The following is a 20,902-nucleotide window of genomic DNA, read 5'->3' as shown; positions in this document are numbered from 1 at the left end:
CGCTTTCGCGTTTCCCTTTCCGGCGGGCCCAACCTTACCAGACTCATTTTCGTTCCGTTTCCGGTCCGAATTTGATTCCGATGGCCGTTGGAGTGGCCTTTGCCTTTCGGCGGATCCGACTTTATCAGAAGTTCTGAGTCGGAATTCCCGCCCCCTGCGGGGTGACCTCCACGCACGAGTGCGCGGGGTGCTTCCCGGTCAGGCGGAGCCGTAAACGTACTGGAGCGGGGCGCCCCGATGCAAATCGGGGGCCCCGCTCCGTAGTTCGCTCCTGTCGGGGCGTCAGACCTCGACGACGACGGGAAGGATCATCGGGCGCCGGCGGTAGGTGTCGGAAACCCACTTGCCCATCGAGCGACGGACCAACTGCTGGAGCTGGTGCGGCTCCACCACGCCGTCCTGGGCGGACTTGTTGAGCGCTTCCTCGATCTTCGGCACGACGGCGGTGAAAGCCGCATCGTCGATACCGGAGCCCCGCGCCTGGATGTACGGACCACCCGTGATCTTGCCGGAGGTGCTGTCGACCACGATGAAGACCGAGATGATGCCCTCGTCACCGAGGATGCGACGGTCCTTGAGGGAGGTCTCCGTGACGTCTCCGACCGAGAGGCCGTCGACGTACACATAACCGGCCTGGACCTTGCCGACGATCTTGGCCTTGCCGTCGACGAGGTCGACGACGACGCCGTCCTCGGCGATGACGATGTGGTCCTTGGGTACGCCTGTGAGGGCGCCCAATTCGGCGTTGGCCCGCAGGTGGCGCCATTCGCCGTGGACCGGCATCAAGTTCTTCGGCTTGCAGATGTTGTAGAAGTACAGCAGCTCGCCGGCCGAGGCGTGGCCCGAGACGTGGACCTTGGCGTTGCCCTTGTGGACGACGTTGGCACCCCATCGGGTCAGGCCGTTGATCACGCGGTAGACCGCGTTCTCGTTGCCCGGGATCAGGGACGACGCGAGGATCACCGTGTCGCCCGGGACGATCCGGATCTGGTGGTCGCGGTTGGCCATGCGGGACAGCGCGGCCATCGGCTCGCCCTGGGAACCCGTGCAGACCAGCACGACCTCGTCGTCCGGCAGGTCGTCGAGGGTCTTGACGTCGACGACCAGGCCCGCGGGGACCTTCAGATAGCCGAGATCACGGGCGATACCCATGTTGCGGACCATCGAACGGCCGACGAAGGCGACCCGGCGGCCGTACTCATGTGCCGCGTCGAGGATCTGCTGGATGCGGTGCACATGGCTGGCGAAGCTCGCCACGATGATGCGCTTCTGCGCGTTCGCGAAGACCGTGCGCAGGACGTTGGAGATGTCCCGCTCGGGCGGTACGAAGCCGGGGACCTCTGCGTTCGTCGAGTCGGAGAGGAGAAGGTCGATGCCTTCTTCGCTCAGCCGGGCGAAGGCGTGCAGGTCGGTGAGACGGCCGTCCAGCGGGAGCTGGTCCATCTTGAAGTCACCGGTCGCGACCGCCATGCCCGCGGGCGTGCGGATGGCGACCGCAAGAGCGTCCGGGATGGAGTGGTTGACCGCGATGAACTCGCAGTCGAAGACGCCGATGCGCTCGCGCTGGCCCTCTGCGACTTCGAGGGTGTACGGACGGATGCGGTGCTCCTGGAGCTTCGCCTCGATCAGGGCGAGGGTCAGCTTGGAGCCGATGAGCGGGATGTCCGGCTTCAGCCGCAGCAGATACGGGACACCACCGATGTGGTCCTCGTGGCCGTGCGTGAGGACGATGCCCTCGATGTCGTCGAGACGGTCCCGGATCGTGGTGAAGTCCGGCAGGATCAGGTCGATTCCGGGCTGCTCCTCCTCGGGGAAGAGCACTCCGCAGTCGACGATGAGCAGGCGGCCGCCATACTCGAAAACCGTCATGTTGCGGCCGATTTCGCCGAGGCCGCCCAGCGGGGTGACCCGGAGGCCACCCTTCGGGAGCTTCGGCGGGGTGCCGAGTTCGGGGTGCGGATGACTCAAAAGACTCTCCTTACCACGCACGCCACGTACCGCTGAGGCACGTGGCGCGCATGTCATTCGTGCACTTGCTGTTGTCTGTGTTGTCGCTGTTGCGAGCTTTCCTCGCGTATTCAGTTGTGAAGTCTGTGGTTACAGCTGTACCCCACCGGCGGCGAGATCGATCTTGAGCTGCGCCGTTTCCTGTGCGGTGAGTTCCACCAGAGGGAGGCGGAGCGGGCCGGCGGGCAGGCCCTGCAGCGCGAGCGCGGCCTTGGTGGTGATCACGCCCTGGGTACGGAACATGCCGGTGAAGACCGGCAGAAGCTTCTGGTGGATCTCCGTGGCCTTCTGGACGTCTCCGCCGAGGTACGCCTCGATGAGGGCGCGCAGGTCGGGGGTGACGACGTGGCCGACGACGGAGACGAATCCGATGGCGCCGACCGAGAGCAGCGGCAGGTTCAGCATGTCGTCGCCGGAGTACCAGGCGAGGCCGGACCGGGCGATGGCCCAGCTGGCGCGGCCCAGGTCGCCCTTGGCGTCCTTGTTGGCGACGATGCGCGGATGCTCGGCGAGCCGGACCAGCGTCTCTGTGTCGATCGGCACACCGCTGCGGCCGGGAATGTCGTAGAGCATCACCGGCAGACCGGTGGCGTCCGCGATCGCCGTGAAGTGGCGGAGGAGGCCTTCCTGCGGCGGCTTGTTGTAGTACGGCGTCACGGCGAGAAGGCCGTGGGCGCCGGCGCGCTCGGCCGTACGGGCCAGCTCCACGCTGTGGCGGGTGTCGTTCGTGCCGATACCGGCGACGACATGGGCTCGGTCCCCCACTGCTTCCAGGACAGCCCGTACGAGCTGCTCTTTCTCCGCGTCGCTGGTGGTCGGGGACTCGCCGGTGGTGCCATTGATGACCAGGCCGTCATTGCCTGCGTCCACCAGATGGGCGGCGAGCCGCTGGGCGCCGTCGAGGTCGAGTGCGCCGTCCGCCGTGAAGGGCGTGACCATAGCGGTGAGGACCCGCCCGAAGGGGGTCTGCGGAGTGGAGATCGGAGCCATGGGTAACACGCTACTCGTTGCTAAGCGCGCGGTGTCCCCTCGGGGGGACAAGGGATAGGAGCCCGGCACTGCCTGCTCGGGGGTTCAAGCAGTGCCGGGTCCGTTTGATCAGCCTAGATGAACTTCACGAAACGTCGCAATACGGACACCGCCTACGGGGCTACGCGTCCATTTTTGTTGAAGGCTGCATGGGTGAGCGGCATGAGCTGCGCCCACTGTTCCTCCATCTGTTCACCGACCATTTCGATCTCCCGCTGGGGGAAGGACGGCACCTTCGCCAGCTCGTGCTGGGTGCGCAGGCCGAGGAAGTGCATCAGCGAGCGGGCATTGCAGGTGGCGTACATCGACGAGAAGAGTCCCACCGGGAGCACGGCGCGGGCGACCTCACGGGCCACTCCGGCTTCGAGCATCTCCTGGTAGGCCTCGTACGCCTGGCGGTACGAGTCCTCCATCACACGGCCCGTGAGCTCCTGCTGGGCCGCGGTGCCCTCGACGAACTCGTACTTGCCGGGGCGGCCCTGCTGAACGAGCTTGCGCGCCTCACCGGGGACGTAGAAGACCGGCTCCAGCTCCCGGTAGCGGCCCGATTCCTCGTTGTACGACCAGCCGACCCGGTGACGCATGAACTCACGGAACACAAAGATCGGGGCGCTGATGAAGAACGTCATCGAGTTGTGCTCGAACGGGGACCCGTGGCGGTCGCGCATCAGGAAGTTGATGAGCCCCTTCGAACGCTCCGGGTCCTTGCTGACCTCCTCCAGGGACTGCTCTCCGGCCGTGGAGACACGGGCGGCGAACAGGACGTCGGAGTCGGCTGCGGAGTGCTTCACCAGCTCGACGGTGACATCGCTGCGGAAGCTGGGCTTTGCGGGCTCGGGGGTCTCGGTCACCGGCGGGGTCCTTCCAATTGCGTCGCTCGGGCGGCGCCCACTCTACGGGCCGCCACTGACAACGAGGCGCGGAAGGCCCGTCCGGGGATTTCTTCGGCCAATCCGGTGATTCGGGGCACCGAATGGGCGCGTCGTGCGTCTGACTCTGTAGCAGCACCTGTAACAGAGATCAAGGAGAGCTTCCTCATGTTCCGCCGGCGTGAAGCCGTCCCGTTCGCCTTCGTGGCCGAGGCCGACCGATTCCGTAGCAACGTCACGCCTCCGCCCCGTGAACGCGCCACCGCCGCCCAGCTGGCGGCCCGTTCCCTCGTAGGACTGACGGTCCTCGCCGGCCTTGCCGGATCATTGATTTTCGGCCTTCCCGCGCTTGCCCCGGCCGACGCCCCCTCGCACACTCAGCAGACCGAGGCCGCGCACGGCCCCTGACTCGTACGGGGCCCCTGGGGTGGTAGCGGCGGTGGCCTGCTCGGTAGCCTCACCGGGCACAGCAATCGAGCGTGCTTGTGAGTGAGGATCAGTCGTGCCCCTGCCCTTTCTGACGGCCGACCGCGCGTTTGACGCGAGCGCTGACGACATCGCGCTGCCGTTCGACGACCACGACAGCTGGCGGCGCCCCTACCGCCCCGGGCCGTGGCGGGTCGCCGCGGCGGCCACCCTGTTGTTGCTCGCTTCGTACGTGCTGATCGCAGGAATGATCATCGCGTTCGCCGGGGCGCTGCCCGGGGCCGTGGCATGCCTCGGGCTCGCCCTCGTGGTGATCCTCTGTGCCCTGCGGATGCTTCGGGTCGGTGCCTGGGTGAGCCGGCACGGAGTGCGGCGGGTGGGCTTCTTCATAACGACCACCGTGCCGTGGAACCGGGTCACCGCGGTCCGTACGGTGCAGCAGCCGGTGAAGTGGCTCGGATTCCCGCGCACGGTGCAGGGACAGGCCCTGATCCTCGTACGTCTGGGTGGCGAGGCCGTCCCGCCGCTGCTCACCGACAGCAACGCGGACTTCCTGGGGCGCAGCGAGGCGTTCGACCGGGCCGCGGACACGATAGAGGCCTGGGACGACGAGTACCGGCCCGGCTAGAGCTTCGAGCCCGCCCGGCGGCCGGTTCTGTCCACGGTCGCCGGACGGGCTCGAAGGACGTCCTCAGTCGCCGGACGAGCTCGATGCGGCCGCCGGGCTCGACGTGCTCATGTGCAGGGCGATGGCGCGCTGCATGGCCTTGCGGGCGCGCGGGGTGTCCCGGGCGTCCTGGTAGGCGACCGCGAGCCGGAACCAGCAGCGCCAGTCGTCCGGGGAGTCCTCGGTCTCCTCGCGGCGCCGTACGAAGACGGCGTCGGCCGAGTCACGGTCGATACGGCCGGCCGGGGTACGGACCAGTTCGTCGACGGGCAGGCCGCCCTCGGCGTCCAGCTCTGCGGCGAGGGCGTTGGCCCTGCGGACGAACTGGGTGTTCTTCCACAGGAACCAGATGCCGATCACCGGCAGGATCAGCACCGCGACCCCGAAGGTGACCGTGAGCAGCGTGCCGTGCTTGATGAGCAGCAGGCCACGGCTGCCGACCAGGGCGAAGTAGAAGACCAGGACGGCGGCGGTGACGGAGTATGTGATCTTTGCGCGCATGGCGGTGGGCTCAGTCAGTTCAGGTCGAGGAAGTGTTCCAGGCCGAAGGTGAGGCCCGGAGTGGTCACCACACGGCGTGCACCCAGCAGGATGCCCGGCATGAAGCTGCTGTGGTGCAGGGAGTCGTGGCGGATGGTGAGGGTCTCGCCCTCGCCGCCGAGCAGTACCTCCTGGTGGGCGAGGAGGCCACGGAGCCTGATCGCGTGGACCGGGACGCCGTCGACGTTCGCACCGCGGGCGCCGTCGAGGGCCGTGGCCGTGGCGTCGGGCTGCGGGGCGGAGCCGGCCCTCTTCCGGGCTTCGGCGATCAGCTGGGCGGTGCGGGTGGCGGTGCCGGAGGGGGCGTCGACCTTGTTGGGGTGGTGCAGTTCGACGACCTCGACGGACTCGAAGTAGCGTGCGGCCTGCTCCGCGAACTTCATGGTGAGGACGGCGCCGATGGAGAAGTTCGGCGCGATGAGCACACCGGTCTCCGGGGAGGCGGAGAGCCACGTGTCCAGCTGCGCGAGCCGTTCGTCGGTCCAGCCGGTGGTGCCGACGACCGCGTTGATTCCGTGCCGGATGCAGAAGTCGAGGTTTCCCATCACCGACGCGGGGGTGGTGAGTTCGACCGCGACCTGGGCGCCGGCTTCCGCGAGCGTCTCCAGCTTGTCGCCGCGGCTGAGTGCGGCCACCAGTTCCATGTCGTCGGCGGCCTCGACGGCTCGTACCGCTTCGGATCCGATACGGCCCTTGGCGCCGAGAACGGCCACGCGCAGCTTGCTCATTGCTCTGCTTCCTTACGGGTGGATTAGGAGACCGCTTCGTCGAGGCGGCCGGCCTGCTTGTCCTTGAGCGGACCGATGACGGAGAGCGAGGGGCGCCGGCCGAGTACCTCGCCGGCGACTGCCCGGACGTCGTCCGGGGTGACCTGCGCGATCCGGCTCAGCATGTCGTCGACCGACATCTGCTCGCCCCAGCACAGCTCGCTCTTGCCGATGCGGTTCATCAGGGCGCCGGTGTCCTCCAGGCCGAGCACGGTGGAGCCGGAGAGCTGGCCGACGGCGCGGCTGATCTCTTCGTCGCTCAGTCCGTCGGACGCTACCCGGTCGAGTTCGTCGCGGCAGATCTTCAGGACGTCGTGGACCTGGCTGGGCCGGCACCCCGCGTACACGCCGAAGAGTCCGCAGTCGGCGAAGCCCGAGGTGTACGAGTACACGCTGTAGGCGAGGCCGCGCTTCTCCCGTACCTCCTGGAAGAGGCGGGAGCTCATTCCACCGCCGAGGGCGGTGTTGAGTACGCCGAGTGCCCAGCGCCGGTCGTCGGTACGGGCGAGGCCCGGGACGCCGAGGACGACATGGGCCTGCTCGGTCTTGCGGTTCAGCAGCTCGACCCGGCCCGCGGTGCGCAGGGTGCGGGAGCCTTCGCGGGGTGCGACCGGGACGGCTTCCGTACGGGACAGGGCGCCGGCGCGCTCGAAGGCCTTACGGACCTGGCGTACGACCGTGGCGTGGTCGACGTTGCCGGCGGCGGCGACGACCAGGTGGGTGGGGTCGTAGTGCTTCTTGTAGAAGCGGGCGATCTGGCCGCGGTTCAGTGCGTTGATGGTGTCGACGGTGCCGAGGACCGGGCGGCCCAGGGGCGTGTCGCCGAGCATCGTGTGCGCGAACAGGTCGTGCACGCAGTCGCCCGGGTCGTCCTCGGTCATCGCGATCTCTTCGAGGATGACGCCTCGCTCGGCGTCGACGTCCTCGGCGGCGATCAGCGAGCCGGTCAGCATGTCGCAGACGACGTCGATGGCCAGCGGCAGGTCGGTGTCGAGGACCCGCGCGTAGTAGCAGGTGTACTCCTTCGCCGTGAAGGCGTTCATCTCGCCGCCGACCGCGTCGATCGCGGACGAGATGTCGAGGGCGTTGCGCGCGGCGGTGCCCTTGAAGAGGAGGTGCTCGAGGTAGTGCGTCGCGCCGTTCAGGCTGGGCGTCTCGTCGCGTGATCCGACGTTGGCCCAGATACCGAAGGTGGCGGAGCGTACGGAGGGCAGGGTCTCGGTGACGATCCGGAGGCCGCCGGGGAGAACCGTGCGGCGAACGGTGCCGATGCCGTTGGTGCCCTTGAGGAGCGTTTGGGTACGGGCGACGGCCCGCGCCTCCGAGGAGGTGCGGGCCGTCGCCACGGAACTACGGGACGTCACTTGGCAGCGTCGTCCTTCTTCTCGTCCTCTTCGCCCTCGATCACGGGCATGAGGGAGAGCTTGCCGCGGGAGTCGATCTCGGCGATCTCGACCTGGACCTTGGCTCCGACCGCAACCACGTCCTCGACGTTCTCCACGCGCTTGCCACCGGCGAGCTTGCGGATCTGCGAGATGTGCAGCAGGCCGTCCTTGCCCGGCATGAGCGAGACGAACGCACCGAAGGTGGTGGTCTTGACGACCGTACCCAGGTAACGCTCGCCGACCTCCGGCATGGTCGGGTTGGCGATCGCATTGATCGTGGCGCGGGCGGCCTCGGCCTGCGAGCCCTGCTGGGCACCGATGTAGATGGTGCCGTCGTCCTCGATCGTGATGTCGGCGCCGGTGTCCTCCTGGATCTGGTTGATCATCTTGCCCTTGGGGCCGATGACCTCACCGATCTTGTCCACCGGGATCTTGACGGTGATGATCCGCGGGGCGTTGGGGGACATCTCGTCCGGGACGTCGATGGCCTCGTTCATCACATCGAGGATGTGGAGGCGGGCGTCGCGGGCCTGCTTCAGCGCGGCGGCCAGGACCGAGGCGGGGATGCCGTCGAGCTTGGTGTCGAGCTGGAGCGCGGTGACGAACTGCTTCGTACCGGCGACCTTGAAGTCCATGTCACCGAACGCGTCCTCGGCACCGAGGATGTCGGTCAGGGCGACGTAGTGGGTCTTGCCGTCGATCTCCTGGGAGATCAGACCCATGGCGATACCGGCGACGGCGGCCTTGAGCGGCACACCGGCGTTCAGCAGCGACATGGTGGAGGCGCAGACCGAGCCCATGGACGTCGAGCCGTTGGAGCCCAGCGCCTCGGAGACCTGGCGGATCGCGTAGGGGAACTCCTCGCGCGACGGCAGCACCGGCACGATGGCGCGCTCGGCGAGCGCACCGTGGCCGATCTCGCGGCGCTTGGGCGAGCCCACGCGGCCGGTCTCACCGACGGAGTACGGCGGGAAGTTGTAGTTGTGCATGTAGCGCTTGCGGGTCACCGGGGAGAGGGTGTCCAGCTGCTGCTCCATGCGGAGCATGTTCAGCGTGGTGACGCCCAGGATCTGGGTCTCGCCACGCTCGAACAGCGCCGAGCCGTGCACGCGCGGGATGGCCTCGACCTCGGCGGCGAGCGTACGGATGTCCGTGACGCCACGGCCGTCGATGCGGACCTTGTCCTTGATGACGCGCTCGCGGACCAGCTTCTTGGTCAGCGCGCGGTAGGCACCGGAGATCTCCTTCTCGCGGCCCTCGAACTGCGGGAGCAGCTTCTCGCCGGCGATCTCCTTGATGCGGTCCAGCTCGGCCTCGCGCTCCTGCTTGCCGGCGATGGTGAGCGCCTTGGCGAGCTCGGTGCTGACGGCGGCGGTGAGCGCCTCCAGGACGTCGTCCTGGTAGTCGAGGAAGACCGGGAACTCGCCGGTGGGCTTGGCAGCCTTGGCGGCGAGCTCCGACTGGGCCTTGCAGAGGGCCTTGATGAACGGCTTCGCGGCCTCGAGACCGGCGGCGACGACCTCTTCGGTCGGGGCCTCGGCGCCGTCCTTGACGAGCTGGATGGTCTTCTCGGTGGCCTCGGCCTCGACCATCATGATCGCGACGTCGCCGTCCTCCAGGACGCGACCGGCGACGACCATGTCGAAGACGGCGTCCTCGAGCTCGGTGTGCGTCGGGAAGGCGACCCACTGGCCCTTGATCAGGGCGACACGGGTGCCACCGATCGGGCCGGAGAAGGGCAGGCCGGCCAGCTGCGTGGAGCAGGAGGCGGCGTTGATCGCGATCACGTCGTACAGGTGATCGGGGTTGAGCGCCATGATCGTCTCGACGATCTGGATCTCGTTGCGCAGGCCCTTCTTGAAGGAGGGGCGCAGCGGCCGGTCGATCAGACGGCAGGTGAGGATCGCGTCCTCGGAGGGGCGGCCCTCGCGGCGGAAGAAGGAGCCGGGAATCTTGCCCGCGGCGTACTGCCGCTCCTCGACGTCCACCGTGAGGGGGAAGAAGTCGAGCTGGTCCTTCGGCTTCTTGGAGGCCGTGGTGGCCGACAGCACCATGGTGTCGTCGTCCAGGTACGCAACGGCGGAGCCGGCGGCCTGCTTGGCCAGGCGGCCCGTCTCGAAGCGGATGGTGCGGGTGCCGAAGGTTCCGTTGTCGATAACGGCCTCGGCGTAGTGGGTCTCGTTCTCCACTAGCGTTTTCTCCGATACATATCGTCTTCTCGCCCCCACGCCCGTGTGGCGGGGGACGGTGCGGAGAAGCGCGCTCCATCGGCGGGCCGGTCTTCGATCGAAGCACCCGGGTTGCTCTGTCCGGGGGCCACTACCGAGGACCGGCGGCGGGGAGGCTGCTTCTTCCGCTCGTCTGCGGGACGTTCCGGAACCAGGTTACTGAGATTCGGCTCAGCTTGGCATTCCGGTCGACCGGGCGAGCCGGTCACGTCCCGTACATGCTGTTGCACGCACACCTGTACGTACAACAAAGGGAGCGGTTCCCTCAGTCATGGGAACCGCTCCCTTCACGGCGTCTTACTTGGCGCCGCCGGCCGCACCGCGGCGGATGCCGAGGCGGTCGACCAGGGCACGGAAGCGCTGGATGTCCTTCTTGGCCAGGTACTGCAGGAGGCGGCGACGCTGGCCGACGAGGATCAGCAGACCACGGCGGGAGTGGTGGTCGTGCTTGTGCGTCTTGAGGTGCTCCGTCAGGTCCGAGATGCGACGGGAGAGCATGGCCACCTGGACCTCGGGGGAACCGGTGTCACCCTCCTTGGTGGCGAACTCGGACATGATCTGCTTCTTCGTAGCGGCGTCGAGCGACACGCGGTACTCCTCTTTGATGTTCCGATGCGCCCACGAGCGCCCCTGGTCTTGATCTCAGGGGGTCTTCCGTTACTCGAGGACGAAGGTCCGATGAGCGCAGCCCTCAGGATGATCCGGGGGCGCGTACACAAACGGCCGTCACACAGCGTACCAGGCCGGCAGAGCCGGGTTGCCGGGGGCCTCCAGGTGCCGCTTCGTCCTCGATCGCCGGACAGGATCGATTGTGCCCGGCGTGGATCGGTTCAGCTGGTGAGGGCTCTCGCTCTGGCGAAGACGTCCAGTACGGCCAGGCAGAGCGGTACCAGGGAGAGGAGGAGGGCGCTCTCCGTGAGGTCGAGGAGGCGCCCCCAGAACGGGGAGAGGCCCCTGCGGGGAATGCTCAGGCCGATCGCCGTCAGCAGTGCGGCGCCCGCGGCCACAGCCGCGGAGAGCCAGACCGTGCGGATGTCCAGGGAGCCGCTCTCCCCGTACCGGGCCAGCTCCCCCACCAGGTCGGCCGGTGGGTTCAGGGAGAGGCCGAGGATCAGCAGGGCGACCGCGCCGAGGCCCGCCGCCAGGACACAGGCGACCTGCGAGGTGTAGCGGAAGAGGCGGGCACGCAGCAGCATCGCGAGTCCGGCTGCGAGGGCGAGGAGCCGGCCCCAGACGTTGCCGGAGAAACCCAGGACGGCGGCGGACCCGACGACGACTGCCGCGCAGCCGCCGACCAGACCGAGCAGCATCTCGTGGCCGCGGCGGGCCTGTGCGGCGATGCGCTCGGCGTCGACGGGGGCGCCTTCGGGCTCCGGGGAGGCGTTCGGGTCCGTGAAGCTGTCGTCGTAACCCCCCGGAGCGGTGCGTGGTGACGCGTAGCCGATGGGCAGCCGGGCGAAGCGGGCGGAAAGGCCGGGCAGGAAGGCGACGAGGCCGAGGGCGACCGGGGCACAGACCGCAGCGGTCCCGGTGGCGGAGACCTCGGTGAGGATCGCGACGAAGGTGGCGAGGGTGCCGACGGTGGCGACGAAGGTCGCCGCGACGAACGGGGCGTCGCCGCTCGGGGTCAGAGCGACCAGGACGACGGACGCGACCAGGACGGACACGCAGCCGAGCAGGAACTGCAGCCGGCCGGGGCCCTGGCCGGCGTCCGGGCCGATGATGCCCGAGCCTGCGATGAGTACGAGGGGCAGCGCGCCGAGGCCGAGCGCGACCGCGGTGACCCGGTCCCCGTAGACCCGGGCGCGCACCCCCGCGAACGCGGTGAGCAGCAGTCCGGCGGCGCCCGCGATGAGTCCGGGCAGGCTGTGCATGTCGTGCCGGACGGGGTCGGCGAACCAGAGGACGAAGCCCATCAGTACGAGGAGGAGTACGCCGCCCAGCAGTCCGGCGCCGCGCAGCAGTTCGTCGCTCCACAGGTGTCGGTCCCGGGTGACGGCCGAGGCGACGGCGTCCGACACGTCGTCGAAGACGGCGGGCGGCAGTGACTGCGCGAACGGGCGCAGGCTGAGGAGTTCGCCGTCGAGCACCTGCTGGGAGGCGAGCGTGCGCGCGCCGTCGAGCACCGTGCCGTCGCGGCGCACCAGGTGGTAACCGGTGGGGTCGCCGGCCGCCTGGGTCTGGCCGGTGAGCCGGAGTATCTCCGGGTAGATGTCGGCGACTGCGATGTCCTCCGGCAGGGCGACGTCGATACGGCTGTCGGGCGCCACGACAGTGACGCGGCAGAAGCCCGTCGCTGCAGTCGTACTCACGTGTCTGGTCCCCCTGATTCGCGGTTGCGCACGGTGCGCGCGCCACCCTACCGGGAGGAGGAAAGGTCATCGGCAAGTAGGATCACGGTCGCGCGGAGGGACGTCCGCAAGCAAAGGCAGCCACGGGGGGCTTCGGTGCGGGTTCGACCGGTCTTCCGCCCGTCCGTACCGAGGGATTGATGTTCCGGTGAGCCAGATCGTCGTGAAACGACCGCCGCGGTCCCTGCCGCCCGAAGTGCCCACGGACGAGTTGATGTTGGAGGCCCCTCCCGAACTGCCGCGCGGGCAGCAGGAGGGCATGCTGATGCAGATCCTGCCGGTGCTCGGCATGGGTTCGTCGGTGGTCTTCTTCTTCTCGCAGCAGGCTCCTCCGTTCATGCGCATCATGGGCGTTCTGATGCTTGTATCGACCGTCGGCATGGTCGTCGCGCAGCTGGTCCGCCACCGTCGCGGTACGCAGGGGCAAATGGCAGATGTGCGGCGCGACTACCTCAAATATCTGGCGCAGACGCGACGAACGGTGCGCCGGACCGCACGCGCCCAGCGCGACGTACAGCTGTATCTGCAGCCCGCTCCCGAGCAGTTGTGGTCGGTGGTCGCCGAGGGCAGCCGGGTGTGGGAACGGCGGGTCGGGGACAACGACTTCGGGCAGGTACGGGTCGGGCTCGGAGCGCAGCAGCTGTCCACTCCACTGATCGCCCCGGACACCGCGCCGGTGGATGAGCTGGAGCCGATGTGTGCGGGCGCGATGCAGCAATTCCTCGCGGTGCATGGGTCGTTGGACGGTCTGCCGATGGCCGTATCGATGCGGGCCTTCTATCACGTGACGGTCTCCGGTCAGCCGGAGGCGGCGCAGTCGACGGCGCGGGCGCTGGTCGCACAGCTGGTGACGCTGCACTCCCCCGACGATCTGATGGTCGCCGTGGTGGCGGCGCCCGGTGCGGTGGCGCGCTGGGACTGGACGAAGTGGCTTCCGCATGCGCAGCTGCCGGGTCAGGTCGACGGCGCAGGTACGAAGCGGTTGTTCGGCGACGATCTGGGTGAGCTGGAGCAGCTGCTGGCGAGCCGGCTGGAGGGGCGGCCGCGGTTCGGGCGGGAGAGTCAGCCACTGCTGGACCAGCCGCACATCGTGGTGGTCCTCGACGGCGGAATGGTGCCGCCGGATTCGCTGTTCGCGGCGGCCGAGGGACTGCAGGGCGTGACGATCGTCGAGGTCGTCCCGGGTGAGCTGGACGAGCCGCGCGGCGGTCTGTCGGTGGTGGTGCGGCCGGGGCTGCTGCGGCTGGAGTCGGGGGCCGGACTGGCGTACGAGGGTGTGCCGGACGGGCTGTCGCTGCCCGCGGCCGAGGCGCTGGCCCGGCAGCTCGCACCGCTGCGCATGGGCGGGGGCGACGACGACGAACCGCTGCTCGCCAACCTGGACTTCACGGACCTGCTGAACCTCGGCGACGCGGGTGCGGTCGATGTGGCGCGCACCTGGCGGCCGCGGTCGGTCTCCGAGCGGCTGCGGGTGCCGATCGGGGTCGGCGAGGACGGCCAGCCGGTGATGCTGGACCTCAAGGAGGCCGCGCAGGAGGGCATGGGTCCGCACGGTCTGTGTGTCGGGGCGACCGGCTCCGGCAAGTCGGAGCTGCTGCGGACGCTGGTCCTGGGGCTCGCGGTCACGCACTCCTCGGAGACGCTCAACTTCGTGCTGGCGGACTTCAAGGGTGGTGCGACGTTCGCCGGGATGTCGCACATGCCGCACGTGGCGGCGGTCATCACCAACCTGGCGGACGATCTGACGCTCGTCGACCGCATGGGTGACGCGATCCGCGGCGAGCTGCAACGGCGGCAGGAACTGCTCCGGTCGGCCGGCAACTACGCCAACATCCACGACTACGAGAAGGCGCGGGCGGCCGGCGCGGCGCTGGAGCCGCTGGCCTCGCTGGTCCTGGTCATCGACGAGTTCTCCGAACTGCTCACCGCCAAGCCGGACTTCATCGACATGTTCATCCAGATCGGTCGCATCGGCCGCTCGCTGGGTGTGCATCTGCTGCTCGCCTCGCAGCGTCTGGAAGAGGGCAAGCTGCGCGGTCTGGACACCTATCTCTCGTACCGGATCGGCCTGCGGACCTTCTCGGCCGCGGAGTCGCGTACGGCACTGGGGGTGCCCGACGCGTATCACCTGCCGTCGGTGCCGGGTTCCGGCTATCTCAAGTTCGGTACGGACGAGATGACCCGGTTCAAGGCGGCGTACGTGTCGGGGGCGTACCGCACGGGTGGGCCCGATCTGTCGGTGGGCGCGCTGCCGGTCGAGCGGCGGCCCGCGGTGTTCAGCGCTCGGCCGGTGCCGGTGGTGTACGCGGCGCCGGACCCGGCGCATGTGGTCGCCTCGCGGACGAGTGCGGAGGACGACGCGCTCGCGGACACGGTGCTCGACGTGATCGTGCGGCGCCTGGAGGGGCAGGGGGTGCCCGCCCATCAGGTGTGGCTGCCGCCGCTGGACCGGGCGCCGACGCTGGACCAGCTGCTGCCGGGGCTCGCGCCGACCGCGGACCGGGGGTTCACGTCGACCGAGTACACACGGCCGGGCGGGCTGACCGTTCCGCTCGGTCTCATCGACAAACCTTTCGAACAGCGGCGCGAGGTGCTGTACCGGGACTTCTCCGGTGCGGCGGGCCACATGATGGTGGTCGGCGGTCCGCAGTCCGGGAAGTCGACGATGTTGCGGACGCTGATCTCGTCGTTCGCACTCACCCACACCCCGCGCGAAGTGCAGTTCTACGGGCTCGACTTCGGTGGCGGCGGACTGGCCTCACTGGCGGGTCTACCGCATGTGGGCGGGATGGCTTCGCGGCTGGACCCGGAGCGGGTGCGGCGTACGGTCGCCGAGGTCGCGGGGGTGCTGAACCGGCGCGAGGAGTTCTTCCGCGCCCACTCCATCGACTCCGTCGCCACATACCGGCGCAAGCGCGCTCTCGGTGAGCTGCCGGGCGAGCCGTGGGGCGACGTGTTCCTGGTCGTCGACGGCTGGGGCGGCTTCCGGGCCGAGTACGAGATGCTGGAGCAGGTCGTCACGGACATCGCCTCGCGCGGTCTCGGGTACGGCGTCCATGTGGTGATCACGGCCGCCCGGTACATGGAGGTACGTGCCGCGCTCAAGGACCAGATCCTCGGCCGGCTCGAACTGCGGCTCGGCGACGTCATGGACTCCGAGTTCGACCGCAGGGTCGCGGTGAACGTGCCGCAGGGAGTGCCGGGACGCGGCCAGGTGCCGGAGAAGCTGCACTTCATGGGTGCACTGCCGCGTATCGACTCCACCGGCAGCGCGGCGGATCTCTCCGACGGCACGGCGGCCTTCGTCGAGACGGTGAAGTCCGACTGGGCGAGTCCTTCCGCGCCCGCCGTACGGCTGCTCCCGCGGAAACTGCCCGCCGAGCAGCTGCCGAAGGGTTTCGAGTACCCGCAGCGCGGGATCGCGATCGGTATCGACGAGACCGATCTGGAACCGGTGTTCGTCGACTTCGAGACGGATCCGTTCTTCCTGATCTTCGGCGAGAGCGAATCGGGGAAGACGAATCTGCTGCGTCTGATCGCGAAGCAGATCGCGGAGCGCTACTCCCCCGACGAGGCGAAGCTCGTCGTCGGCGACTACCGGCGGGCCCTGCTGGGTGCGCTGCCCGAGAGTCATCTGCTGGAGTACGCGCCGATGGCGAGTTCCCTGCAGATGCACATGGAGGCGCTGGCCGGTGTGTTCTCACGGCGGCAGCCGCCGACGGATGTCACACCGCAGCAGCTGCGCGACCGCAGCTGGTGGACCGGTCCGCAGATCTTCATCATCGTCGACGACTACGACCTGGTGGCGACGAACGCGGGCAACCCGCTCGCACCGCTCGCGGAGTATCTGCCGTTCGCCCGGGACACGGGCGTCCGGTTCATCATCGCGCGCAACTCGGCGGGGGCCTCGCGGTCCATGTACGAGTCGTTCATGCAGCGCATCAAGGAGCTTGGGGCACAGGGCGTGGTGCTGTCCGGCGATCCGTCCGAGGGCGACCTGATCGGTCCGGTGCGGGGGCATCCGATGCCCCCGGGACGCGGGTACTTCGCCTCGCGCCGGCGGGGGAACCCGCTGGTGCAGATCGGGCGGCTGCCGGAGCAGCGCTGAGCCCACGGGACCGGGAGTTCCGCCTCGCCGACGACGAGGCGGACCGGTTCCTCGACGACTTCGCGGGCGACCGCACCCGCGTCGCGCGCATGCTCCGGCGAGGTTTCCATGGGGGCGCGCGGTCTCTACCACCGCGGGTCGGGAGCTGTCCATACCGGGCCTGCGGGGCGCGGGGGCGGGGATAGTCTGCACGCGGGCGACGAACCTGTTCCGCCGCAGGAGAGGAAAGGCATCTGATGGGCACGCAGCAGGAGAAGGACGAGCTGTACGCACTCGACATCTCGGGGGTCGAGTGGCTGAGTGCGCCCGGTACGGAAGAGGCCGAGGAGCGCGTCGAGATCGCGCATCTGCCGGGCGGGGCCGTGGCGATGCGGTCCTCGCTGGATCCGGAGACGGTGCTGCGGTACACGGAGGCCGAGTGGCGGGCGTTCGTACTGGGTGCGCGGGACGGCGAGTTCGACCTCACGTAGGACGCCGTACGGACATGAGAAGGGGCACGCTGCGACGAGCGTGCCCCTTCTGCGTGTGCGGTGCCGCGGTCAGTACGCCTCGGTGAACAGGCGCGAGGCCTTCACGTCCGTCGAGCGGTAGCTGTCCTTGCCGGACTCGATGATCTTCGCGACGTGCTCCAGGCGGTTCTTCATGTGCTCCGCCTTGCCCTTGTACTTGGACTGGAGGTGCACGTACTCCCCGTGTGCCTCACCGTCCCAGGTGTCGGTGACGACCTTCAGCGCCGCGTCCATCTCCTGGAGGTCCTTGATGATGTTCTGCGAGACCACACGGATGCGGTTCGCCATCTCCTGGACGCTCTCGTACCTGACCTTGGTGTTCGGGTCGGTCGCCATCTGTCTGCTCCTCGGTGCTCGGCGTGTGTACGGAAGGGGTGCTGCGGCGCGGCTCAGATGCCGTTCAGCCCGGAGGTGTTGCCGGACGAAGCCGGCTCCTTCACCGCGTTGAAGGCCGCGCGGACCTCGTCGTCGTTGGCGTTGCTGAGGTTCTTGGTCTGGCCCACCGCGTTGAGGAGCACGTTGAGGAGCCGGCGGATCTCGTCATGGTCCTCGTTGATCACGATCTGTGCGGATGTGAATCCCGAGGCGCCGACACCGGTCCATCCCGCGCTGACCGTCGCGAGGATGTCGGCCAACTCCCTGGACTGCTTGGACACCTGCTCCGCGGTTTCGATGATCTTGTTCTTCGCCTGGACGATCGGATCGTCGGCGAGTCCGAAACCACCTGCGGGGTTGGTCATCCGGAGGTCCTATCTCTGAGTTCCCGGTCCTGTCCGCCCATCGCGGCCAGGGTTCCCGCCTGCCCCGTGTGCTCCGGTTGCGGAGTCGGGGAAGTGCGGGGACGGGGAAGGGCGCGGCAGTGTCCCCACGCCCCGAAATCGGATGCGACCACTTCTCGTTCCCCCGTCACACACGTGAAGTCGGCTACCACCCTAGTCACTTCATCATCTCTCCCCAACTGCGCTTTATCGGGAGGGATCCACTTCACCGGGTAGTGCTGTCATCGCAAACCGCGTCGCCGCCGGACATCGCGGACGACAGTCGCGGTGCCGGCGACCACGGAGATCAGTACACCCGCCAGGGCCAGGGCGTAGGTCGCGTACCGCTCGCTGCGTTCCTGCGACGTCTCCGACAGCGACAGGTGCGCGGGCGAGGGAGCCTGGGCCCGGGGCGGGGCCGGGTCGGGATGCGGGGCGTCCTGCGGGGTGTCGTCGCCGGAGAGTGCGCGGACCGGGTCGACCACGCCCCAGCCGACGAAGTCGTCGTGGCCGGTGACGGAGCGTTCGGCGGTCTGCTCGATCCGGGCGACGATCTGGGGCGCGGTCCATTTCGGGTACTTGGCGCGCATCAGGGCGACGACGCCGGCGACGTACGGCGCGGAGAAGCTGGTGCCGTTGTCGGTGCACTGGCCGTTGCCGGGGACGGTGGAGACGATGTCGACGCCGGGCGCTGCGACGTCGACGAACGTACCGGCCTGGGAGAACGCGGCGCGCTCGTTGTTGCGGTCCGACGAGGCGACGGCGAGGACACCGTCGAAGGCTGCCGGATAGGTGTTCCTCAGCCTGCCGTCCATGCCGTCGTTGCCCGCGGAGGCGACCACGACGACGTTCTTGGCGAGCGCCCTGGCCACCGCCTTCCCCAGCGTGGAATCCGGGGCCAGCGACTTCGTCGTGTCCTGGGAGATGTTGATGACCTGGGCGCCGGCGGCGATCGCGTGGCCGATCGCCGCGGCCATCGTGGTGTCCTTGCCGCTGTTCCTTTCGTCGTTCTGGCGGATCGGGATGATGGTGGCCTCGGGCGCCAGGCCGACGAAGCCGGTGCCCTTGCGGGGGCGGGCGGCGATGATGCCGGCGACCTTGGTGCCGTGGCCGACCTCGTCGACGGTGCCGTCGCTCCTGCCGCCCTTGAGGTAGTCGGCGCCTGCTGAGGCGTCGACGGCGTTCTGGAGCTGCGGGTTGGTGTTGTCGACACCGGTGTCGATCACCGCGACGCGGACGCCCTCGCCCTTGGTGTCCTGCCACAGTTCGTCGAGCAGGACCCGCTGCAGCGACCAGGGGCGCCCCTCGTACTGCTTCTTCATCGGGAACGCGCATTCGCCGCTGCCGTCTATCCCGACACCGCTCCGGCCGCCCGGGCGTTCCACGGCGTACGCCGCCTGCGGCGCCGCCAGTGCGGCCAGCGCGGCGGTGGCTGCCGTGAGCAGGGCCGTCTTCCGGTGCAACATCTGTTCCTCTCCCCCGAGTTCTACGAGCCTTTCGCGAAAATCCCGGTCATGAGCCCTGGGGCTGGCGAGCGCTGTTGGTGTCGAGTCGCGGGCCCTTGGACAGGAATTCGGACCAGGCGAGGGGGACAAGAGAGGGCGTCACCTTCTCGTACCCCAGCCTGATCTGCGCCTGGCTCGGCTCGGGACGGCCGTCCGTCCCGATCTGCTGCTCGCCGGTGCCGATGTCGGAACGCTCGGCGTCGCTGTCGCCGTTCGCCTGAACGGCGTACCGCAGTCCGGTGTCGGTCACCAGGAAGAGTGAGCCGTCGGGGCGCGTCTGCTGTCCCCGTACCTGGGTGTAGAGGAGGCCGCTGCCGGGGGTGACGTAGGTGCTGGTGCCACCGGCGCTGATGGAGGCGGGGTACGCGGCGCCCGCCCAGGTGCTGAGCGTCGGGCGACCGTTGCCGTCCACCTTGCGCAGCACGCTGCAGACGGTGTCCCGGTCGCCGCTGCCGCCCTCGGTCGCGTTCACCTGGCCGGTCCTCCGCGTGGGCCAGTGTGCCGCCTGGCCGGTGAAGGCAGCAGGGTCGGGGACGAACTTCTGGAGTCCGACGGCGCGCGCTTCGCCGTTCAGGTCGAGTTGGGCGGTCTGCGGGGAGTTGATCAGCAGCCAGGCGGTGAACTCGGAGACCGGCTGGACCTTGCCGTCGAGGACCACGTAGTAGGTGGTGCCTTCGCCGGTACGGGTCCGCAGGACCATGCCGACCCTTTTTTCCTCCGTGGAGAGCTGTCCTGGGATGTGCGCGTCCGCGCCGACGGTGCCGGGGATCTGCGGGAAGACGATCGGGCTGCCGTCGTTCAGGGTGGCCAGCCAGTCGTCGGTGACGGACTGCGGCTGCCGGCTGCCGACGAGGGCGCCGGTCAGGTGGCCTTTGTCGGCGGCGGTCTCGTCGATGCGGTATTTCGTGCCGCTCGCATCGACGACATAGCGGGCGCCGGTCTGGCCCTTGACGTACAGGACCTCGCCGCCGCTCAGCCTGTGAGCGCCTTCGGTCCGCTCGTTGTCGCGTTCGGCGAAGACGAAGGCGGCCTTCTGCACGGTGTTGCCCTTGCCTCCGGGCTGTTCGCAGACGGCCCACCGCTTGGCCGTGCCCGCGTCGTTCGCCTCCGGCAGCCGGTCGGGCGCGTACGGGATGCCGAGGACCGGTCCGCGCGGCGGCTTGCCCGCGTCGAGGATGTCGTCGGGTACCTGGATGACGCCGTACTGCTGCGGGGTGAGGAGCAGTCGGGCGGAGGCGAGATTCAGTACGGGATGCAGCAGGGTCTTTTTCTTCGTGCCCTTGCCGGTGGTGAGCACGACATAGCGGGTGGTGGACTGCTTGCCGACGATCACGTTGGTGAAGGGCTTGTCCCAGTCCTTGGGTGCGGTGGGCTTGAACATGCCGTAGGCGCCGAAGCCCGCGAGGATCAGCGCCCCGGCCACGATGCTCGGGAGGACTGTGCGCAGCGGGCGTGGCGCGCCCTCCTCGGTGCCGGTGGACGAGGGTTGGAGAAATGCCGCCACCGTGCGTTTCTTCGCAAAGGTGTACGCGTTGAGTTCATCCCGCCGTGATGCCATGAGTCTGCGTGTCTCCCGTGTCTCCCCGCGCGGCTCCAGGAGTTCGCGTCCCCCGACCCCTGCGCCGGCCCCCCGGATGCCGGACCGCGCTGCCGGACAGGCCCCTACTATGCCTGCCGACCCCGGGCGGCTGCGGGGCGGGTAGGGTGATCCAGCCGCCAAAGCCCCCGGCGGGACTGGGGTGATCGGGTCGAA

The 20,902-nt window shown here is 68.8% G+C and carries 17 protein-coding genes; 4 read left to right on the top strand and 13 right to left on the bottom strand.

Annotated elements, in window-relative coordinates:
- Positions 1-282 precede the first annotated feature (282 nt).
- The 3 genes from ACFYP5_RS37085 to thyX form a co-directional block, all read right to left on the bottom strand.
- On the bottom strand, positions 283-1,968 hold the full coding sequence (locus ACFYP5_RS37085; RefSeq protein WP_389044156.1) for a ribonuclease J: 1,686 nt from the start codon (positions 1,966-1,968) through the stop codon (positions 283-285).
- 129 nt (positions 1,969-2,097) lie between these two features.
- Positions 2,098-2,997 (bottom strand): 4-hydroxy-tetrahydrodipicolinate synthase, encoded by a 900-nt coding sequence (dapA, locus tag ACFYP5_RS37080; protein WP_389044153.1) that lies wholly within the window; start codon positions 2,995-2,997, stop codon positions 2,098-2,100.
- A gap of 152 nt (positions 2,998-3,149) precedes the next feature.
- Positions 3,150-3,887, bottom strand: a complete 738-nt coding sequence (thyX, locus tag ACFYP5_RS37075) for an FAD-dependent thymidylate synthase (RefSeq protein ID WP_389044152.1) — start codon at positions 3,885-3,887, stop codon at positions 3,150-3,152.
- Between the two features lie 186 nt (positions 3,888-4,073).
- Between thyX and ACFYP5_RS37070 the strand changes: the two genes are divergently transcribed.
- Positions 4,074-4,313, top strand: a complete 240-nt coding sequence (locus ACFYP5_RS37070; RefSeq protein WP_389044149.1) for a hypothetical protein — start codon at positions 4,074-4,076, stop codon at positions 4,311-4,313.
- A gap of 94 nt (positions 4,314-4,407) precedes the next feature.
- Complete coding sequence (locus ACFYP5_RS37065) at positions 4,408-4,959, top strand: hypothetical protein (protein ID WP_389044147.1); 552 nt, start codon at positions 4,408-4,410, stop codon at positions 4,957-4,959.
- 63 nt (positions 4,960-5,022) lie between these two features.
- On the opposite strand, the gene ACFYP5_RS37060 is transcribed toward ACFYP5_RS37065, so the two are convergent.
- The 6 genes from ACFYP5_RS37060 to eccD form a co-directional block, all read right to left on the bottom strand.
- Positions 5,023-5,499, bottom strand: a complete 477-nt coding sequence (locus tag ACFYP5_RS37060) for a hypothetical protein (protein WP_389044145.1) — start codon at positions 5,497-5,499, stop codon at positions 5,023-5,025.
- A 14-nt stretch (positions 5,500-5,513) separates the two neighbouring features.
- Positions 5,514-6,266 carry a 4-hydroxy-tetrahydrodipicolinate reductase gene (dapB, locus tag ACFYP5_RS37055; RefSeq protein WP_389044142.1) on the bottom strand — a complete coding sequence of 251 codons (753 nt, stop codon included), beginning with the start codon at positions 6,264-6,266 and terminating at the stop codon, positions 5,514-5,516.
- A gap of 23 nt (positions 6,267-6,289) precedes the next feature.
- Positions 6,290-7,669 carry a M16 family metallopeptidase gene (locus tag ACFYP5_RS37050; RefSeq protein WP_389044141.1) on the bottom strand — a complete coding sequence of 460 codons (1,380 nt, stop codon included), beginning with the start codon at positions 7,667-7,669 and terminating at the stop codon, positions 6,290-6,292.
- On the bottom strand, positions 7,666-9,879 hold the full coding sequence (locus tag ACFYP5_RS37045) for a polyribonucleotide nucleotidyltransferase (protein ID WP_389044138.1): 2,214 nt from the start codon (positions 9,877-9,879) through the stop codon (positions 7,666-7,668). Before ACFYP5_RS37045 ends, ACFYP5_RS37050 begins: the two co-directional genes overlap by 4 nt.
- Positions 9,880-10,215: 336 nt before the next feature.
- The gene (gene rpsO, locus ACFYP5_RS37040; RefSeq protein WP_030933198.1) at positions 10,216-10,506 is read right to left on the bottom strand and encodes a 30S ribosomal protein S15; all 291 of its coding nucleotides are present in this window, start codon (positions 10,504-10,506) and stop codon (positions 10,216-10,218) included.
- A gap of 242 nt (positions 10,507-10,748) precedes the next feature.
- A complete protein-coding gene (gene eccD, locus ACFYP5_RS37035; protein ID WP_389044135.1) occupies positions 10,749-12,230 on the bottom strand; it encodes a type VII secretion integral membrane protein EccD in 1,482 nt (493 codons plus the stop codon).
- 187 nt (positions 12,231-12,417) lie between these two features.
- Between eccD and eccCa the strand changes: the two genes are divergently transcribed.
- Both eccCa and ACFYP5_RS37025 read left to right on the top strand, forming a co-directional pair.
- Entirely contained in the window at positions 12,418-16,377 is a 3,960-nt protein-coding gene (gene eccCa / locus ACFYP5_RS37030; protein WP_389044133.1) for a type VII secretion protein EccCa, read from the top strand.
- Positions 16,378-16,613: 236 nt separating this feature from the next.
- Positions 16,614-16,847, top strand: coding sequence for a DUF397 domain-containing protein (locus ACFYP5_RS37025; RefSeq protein ID WP_030933207.1), 234 nt, complete (start codon positions 16,614-16,616; stop codon positions 16,845-16,847).
- Between the two features lie 69 nt (positions 16,848-16,916).
- On the opposite strand, the gene ACFYP5_RS37020 is transcribed toward ACFYP5_RS37025, so the two are convergent.
- The 4 genes from ACFYP5_RS37020 to eccB all read right to left on the bottom strand — a co-directional run bounded on the left by ACFYP5_RS37020 (position 16,917) and on the right by eccB (position 20,707).
- Positions 16,917-17,222 carry a WXG100 family type VII secretion target gene (locus tag ACFYP5_RS37020; protein WP_389044130.1) on the bottom strand — a complete coding sequence of 102 codons (306 nt, stop codon included), beginning with the start codon at positions 17,220-17,222 and terminating at the stop codon, positions 16,917-16,919.
- Between the two features lie 53 nt (positions 17,223-17,275).
- On the bottom strand, positions 17,276-17,626 hold the full coding sequence (locus ACFYP5_RS37015) for a WXG100 family type VII secretion target (protein WP_030979817.1): 351 nt from the start codon (positions 17,624-17,626) through the stop codon (positions 17,276-17,278).
- Between the two features lie 260 nt (positions 17,627-17,886).
- Positions 17,887-19,110, bottom strand: coding sequence for a type VII secretion-associated serine protease mycosin (mycP, locus tag ACFYP5_RS37010; RefSeq protein ID WP_389044128.1), 1,224 nt, complete (start codon positions 19,108-19,110; stop codon positions 17,887-17,889).
- A gap of 46 nt (positions 19,111-19,156) precedes the next feature.
- The gene (eccB, locus tag ACFYP5_RS37005) at positions 19,157-20,707 is read right to left on the bottom strand and encodes a type VII secretion protein EccB (RefSeq protein ID WP_389044125.1); all 1,551 of its coding nucleotides are present in this window, start codon (positions 20,705-20,707) and stop codon (positions 19,157-19,159) included.
- Between the last annotated feature and the right edge of the window lie 195 nt (positions 20,708-20,902).

Source organism: Streptomyces sp. NPDC005262 (genome assembly GCF_042872425.1).
Taxonomy (GTDB): Bacteria; Actinomycetota; Actinomycetes; order Streptomycetales; family Streptomycetaceae; genus Streptomyces.
This window is presented reverse-complemented; position numbering and strand designations above follow the sequence as displayed.

Bases quoted from the DNA above. Each gene is read 5' to 3' on its own strand.
- ACFYP5_RS37070 (WP_389044149.1), top strand. From the start codon at position 4,074: ATGTTCCGCCGGCGTGAAGCCGTCCCGTTCGCCTTCGTGGCCGAGGCC.
- ACFYP5_RS37025 (WP_030933207.1), top strand. From the start codon at position 16,614: ATGGGCACGCAGCAGGAGAAGGACGAGCTGTACGCACTCGACATCTCG.
- dapA (WP_389044153.1), bottom strand. From the start codon at position 2,997: ATGGCTCCGATCTCCACTCCGCAGACCCCCTTCGGGCGGGTCCTCACC.
- dapB (WP_389044142.1), bottom strand. From the start codon at position 6,266: ATGAGCAAGCTGCGCGTGGCCGTTCTCGGCGCCAAGGGCCGTATCGGA.
- ACFYP5_RS37020 (WP_389044130.1), bottom strand. From the start codon at position 17,222: ATGGCGACCGACCCGAACACCAAGGTCAGGTACGAGAGCGTCCAGGAG.
- ACFYP5_RS37060 (WP_389044145.1), bottom strand. From the start codon at position 5,499: ATGCGCGCAAAGATCACATACTCCGTCACCGCCGCCGTCCTGGTCTTC.
- eccB (WP_389044125.1), bottom strand. From the start codon at position 20,707: ATGGCATCACGGCGGGATGAACTCAACGCGTACACCTTTGCGAAGAAA.
- mycP (WP_389044128.1), bottom strand. From the start codon at position 19,110: ATGTTGCACCGGAAGACGGCCCTGCTCACGGCAGCCACCGCCGCGCTG.
- ACFYP5_RS37015 (WP_030979817.1), bottom strand. From the start codon at position 17,626: ATGACCAACCCCGCAGGTGGTTTCGGACTCGCCGACGATCCGATCGTC.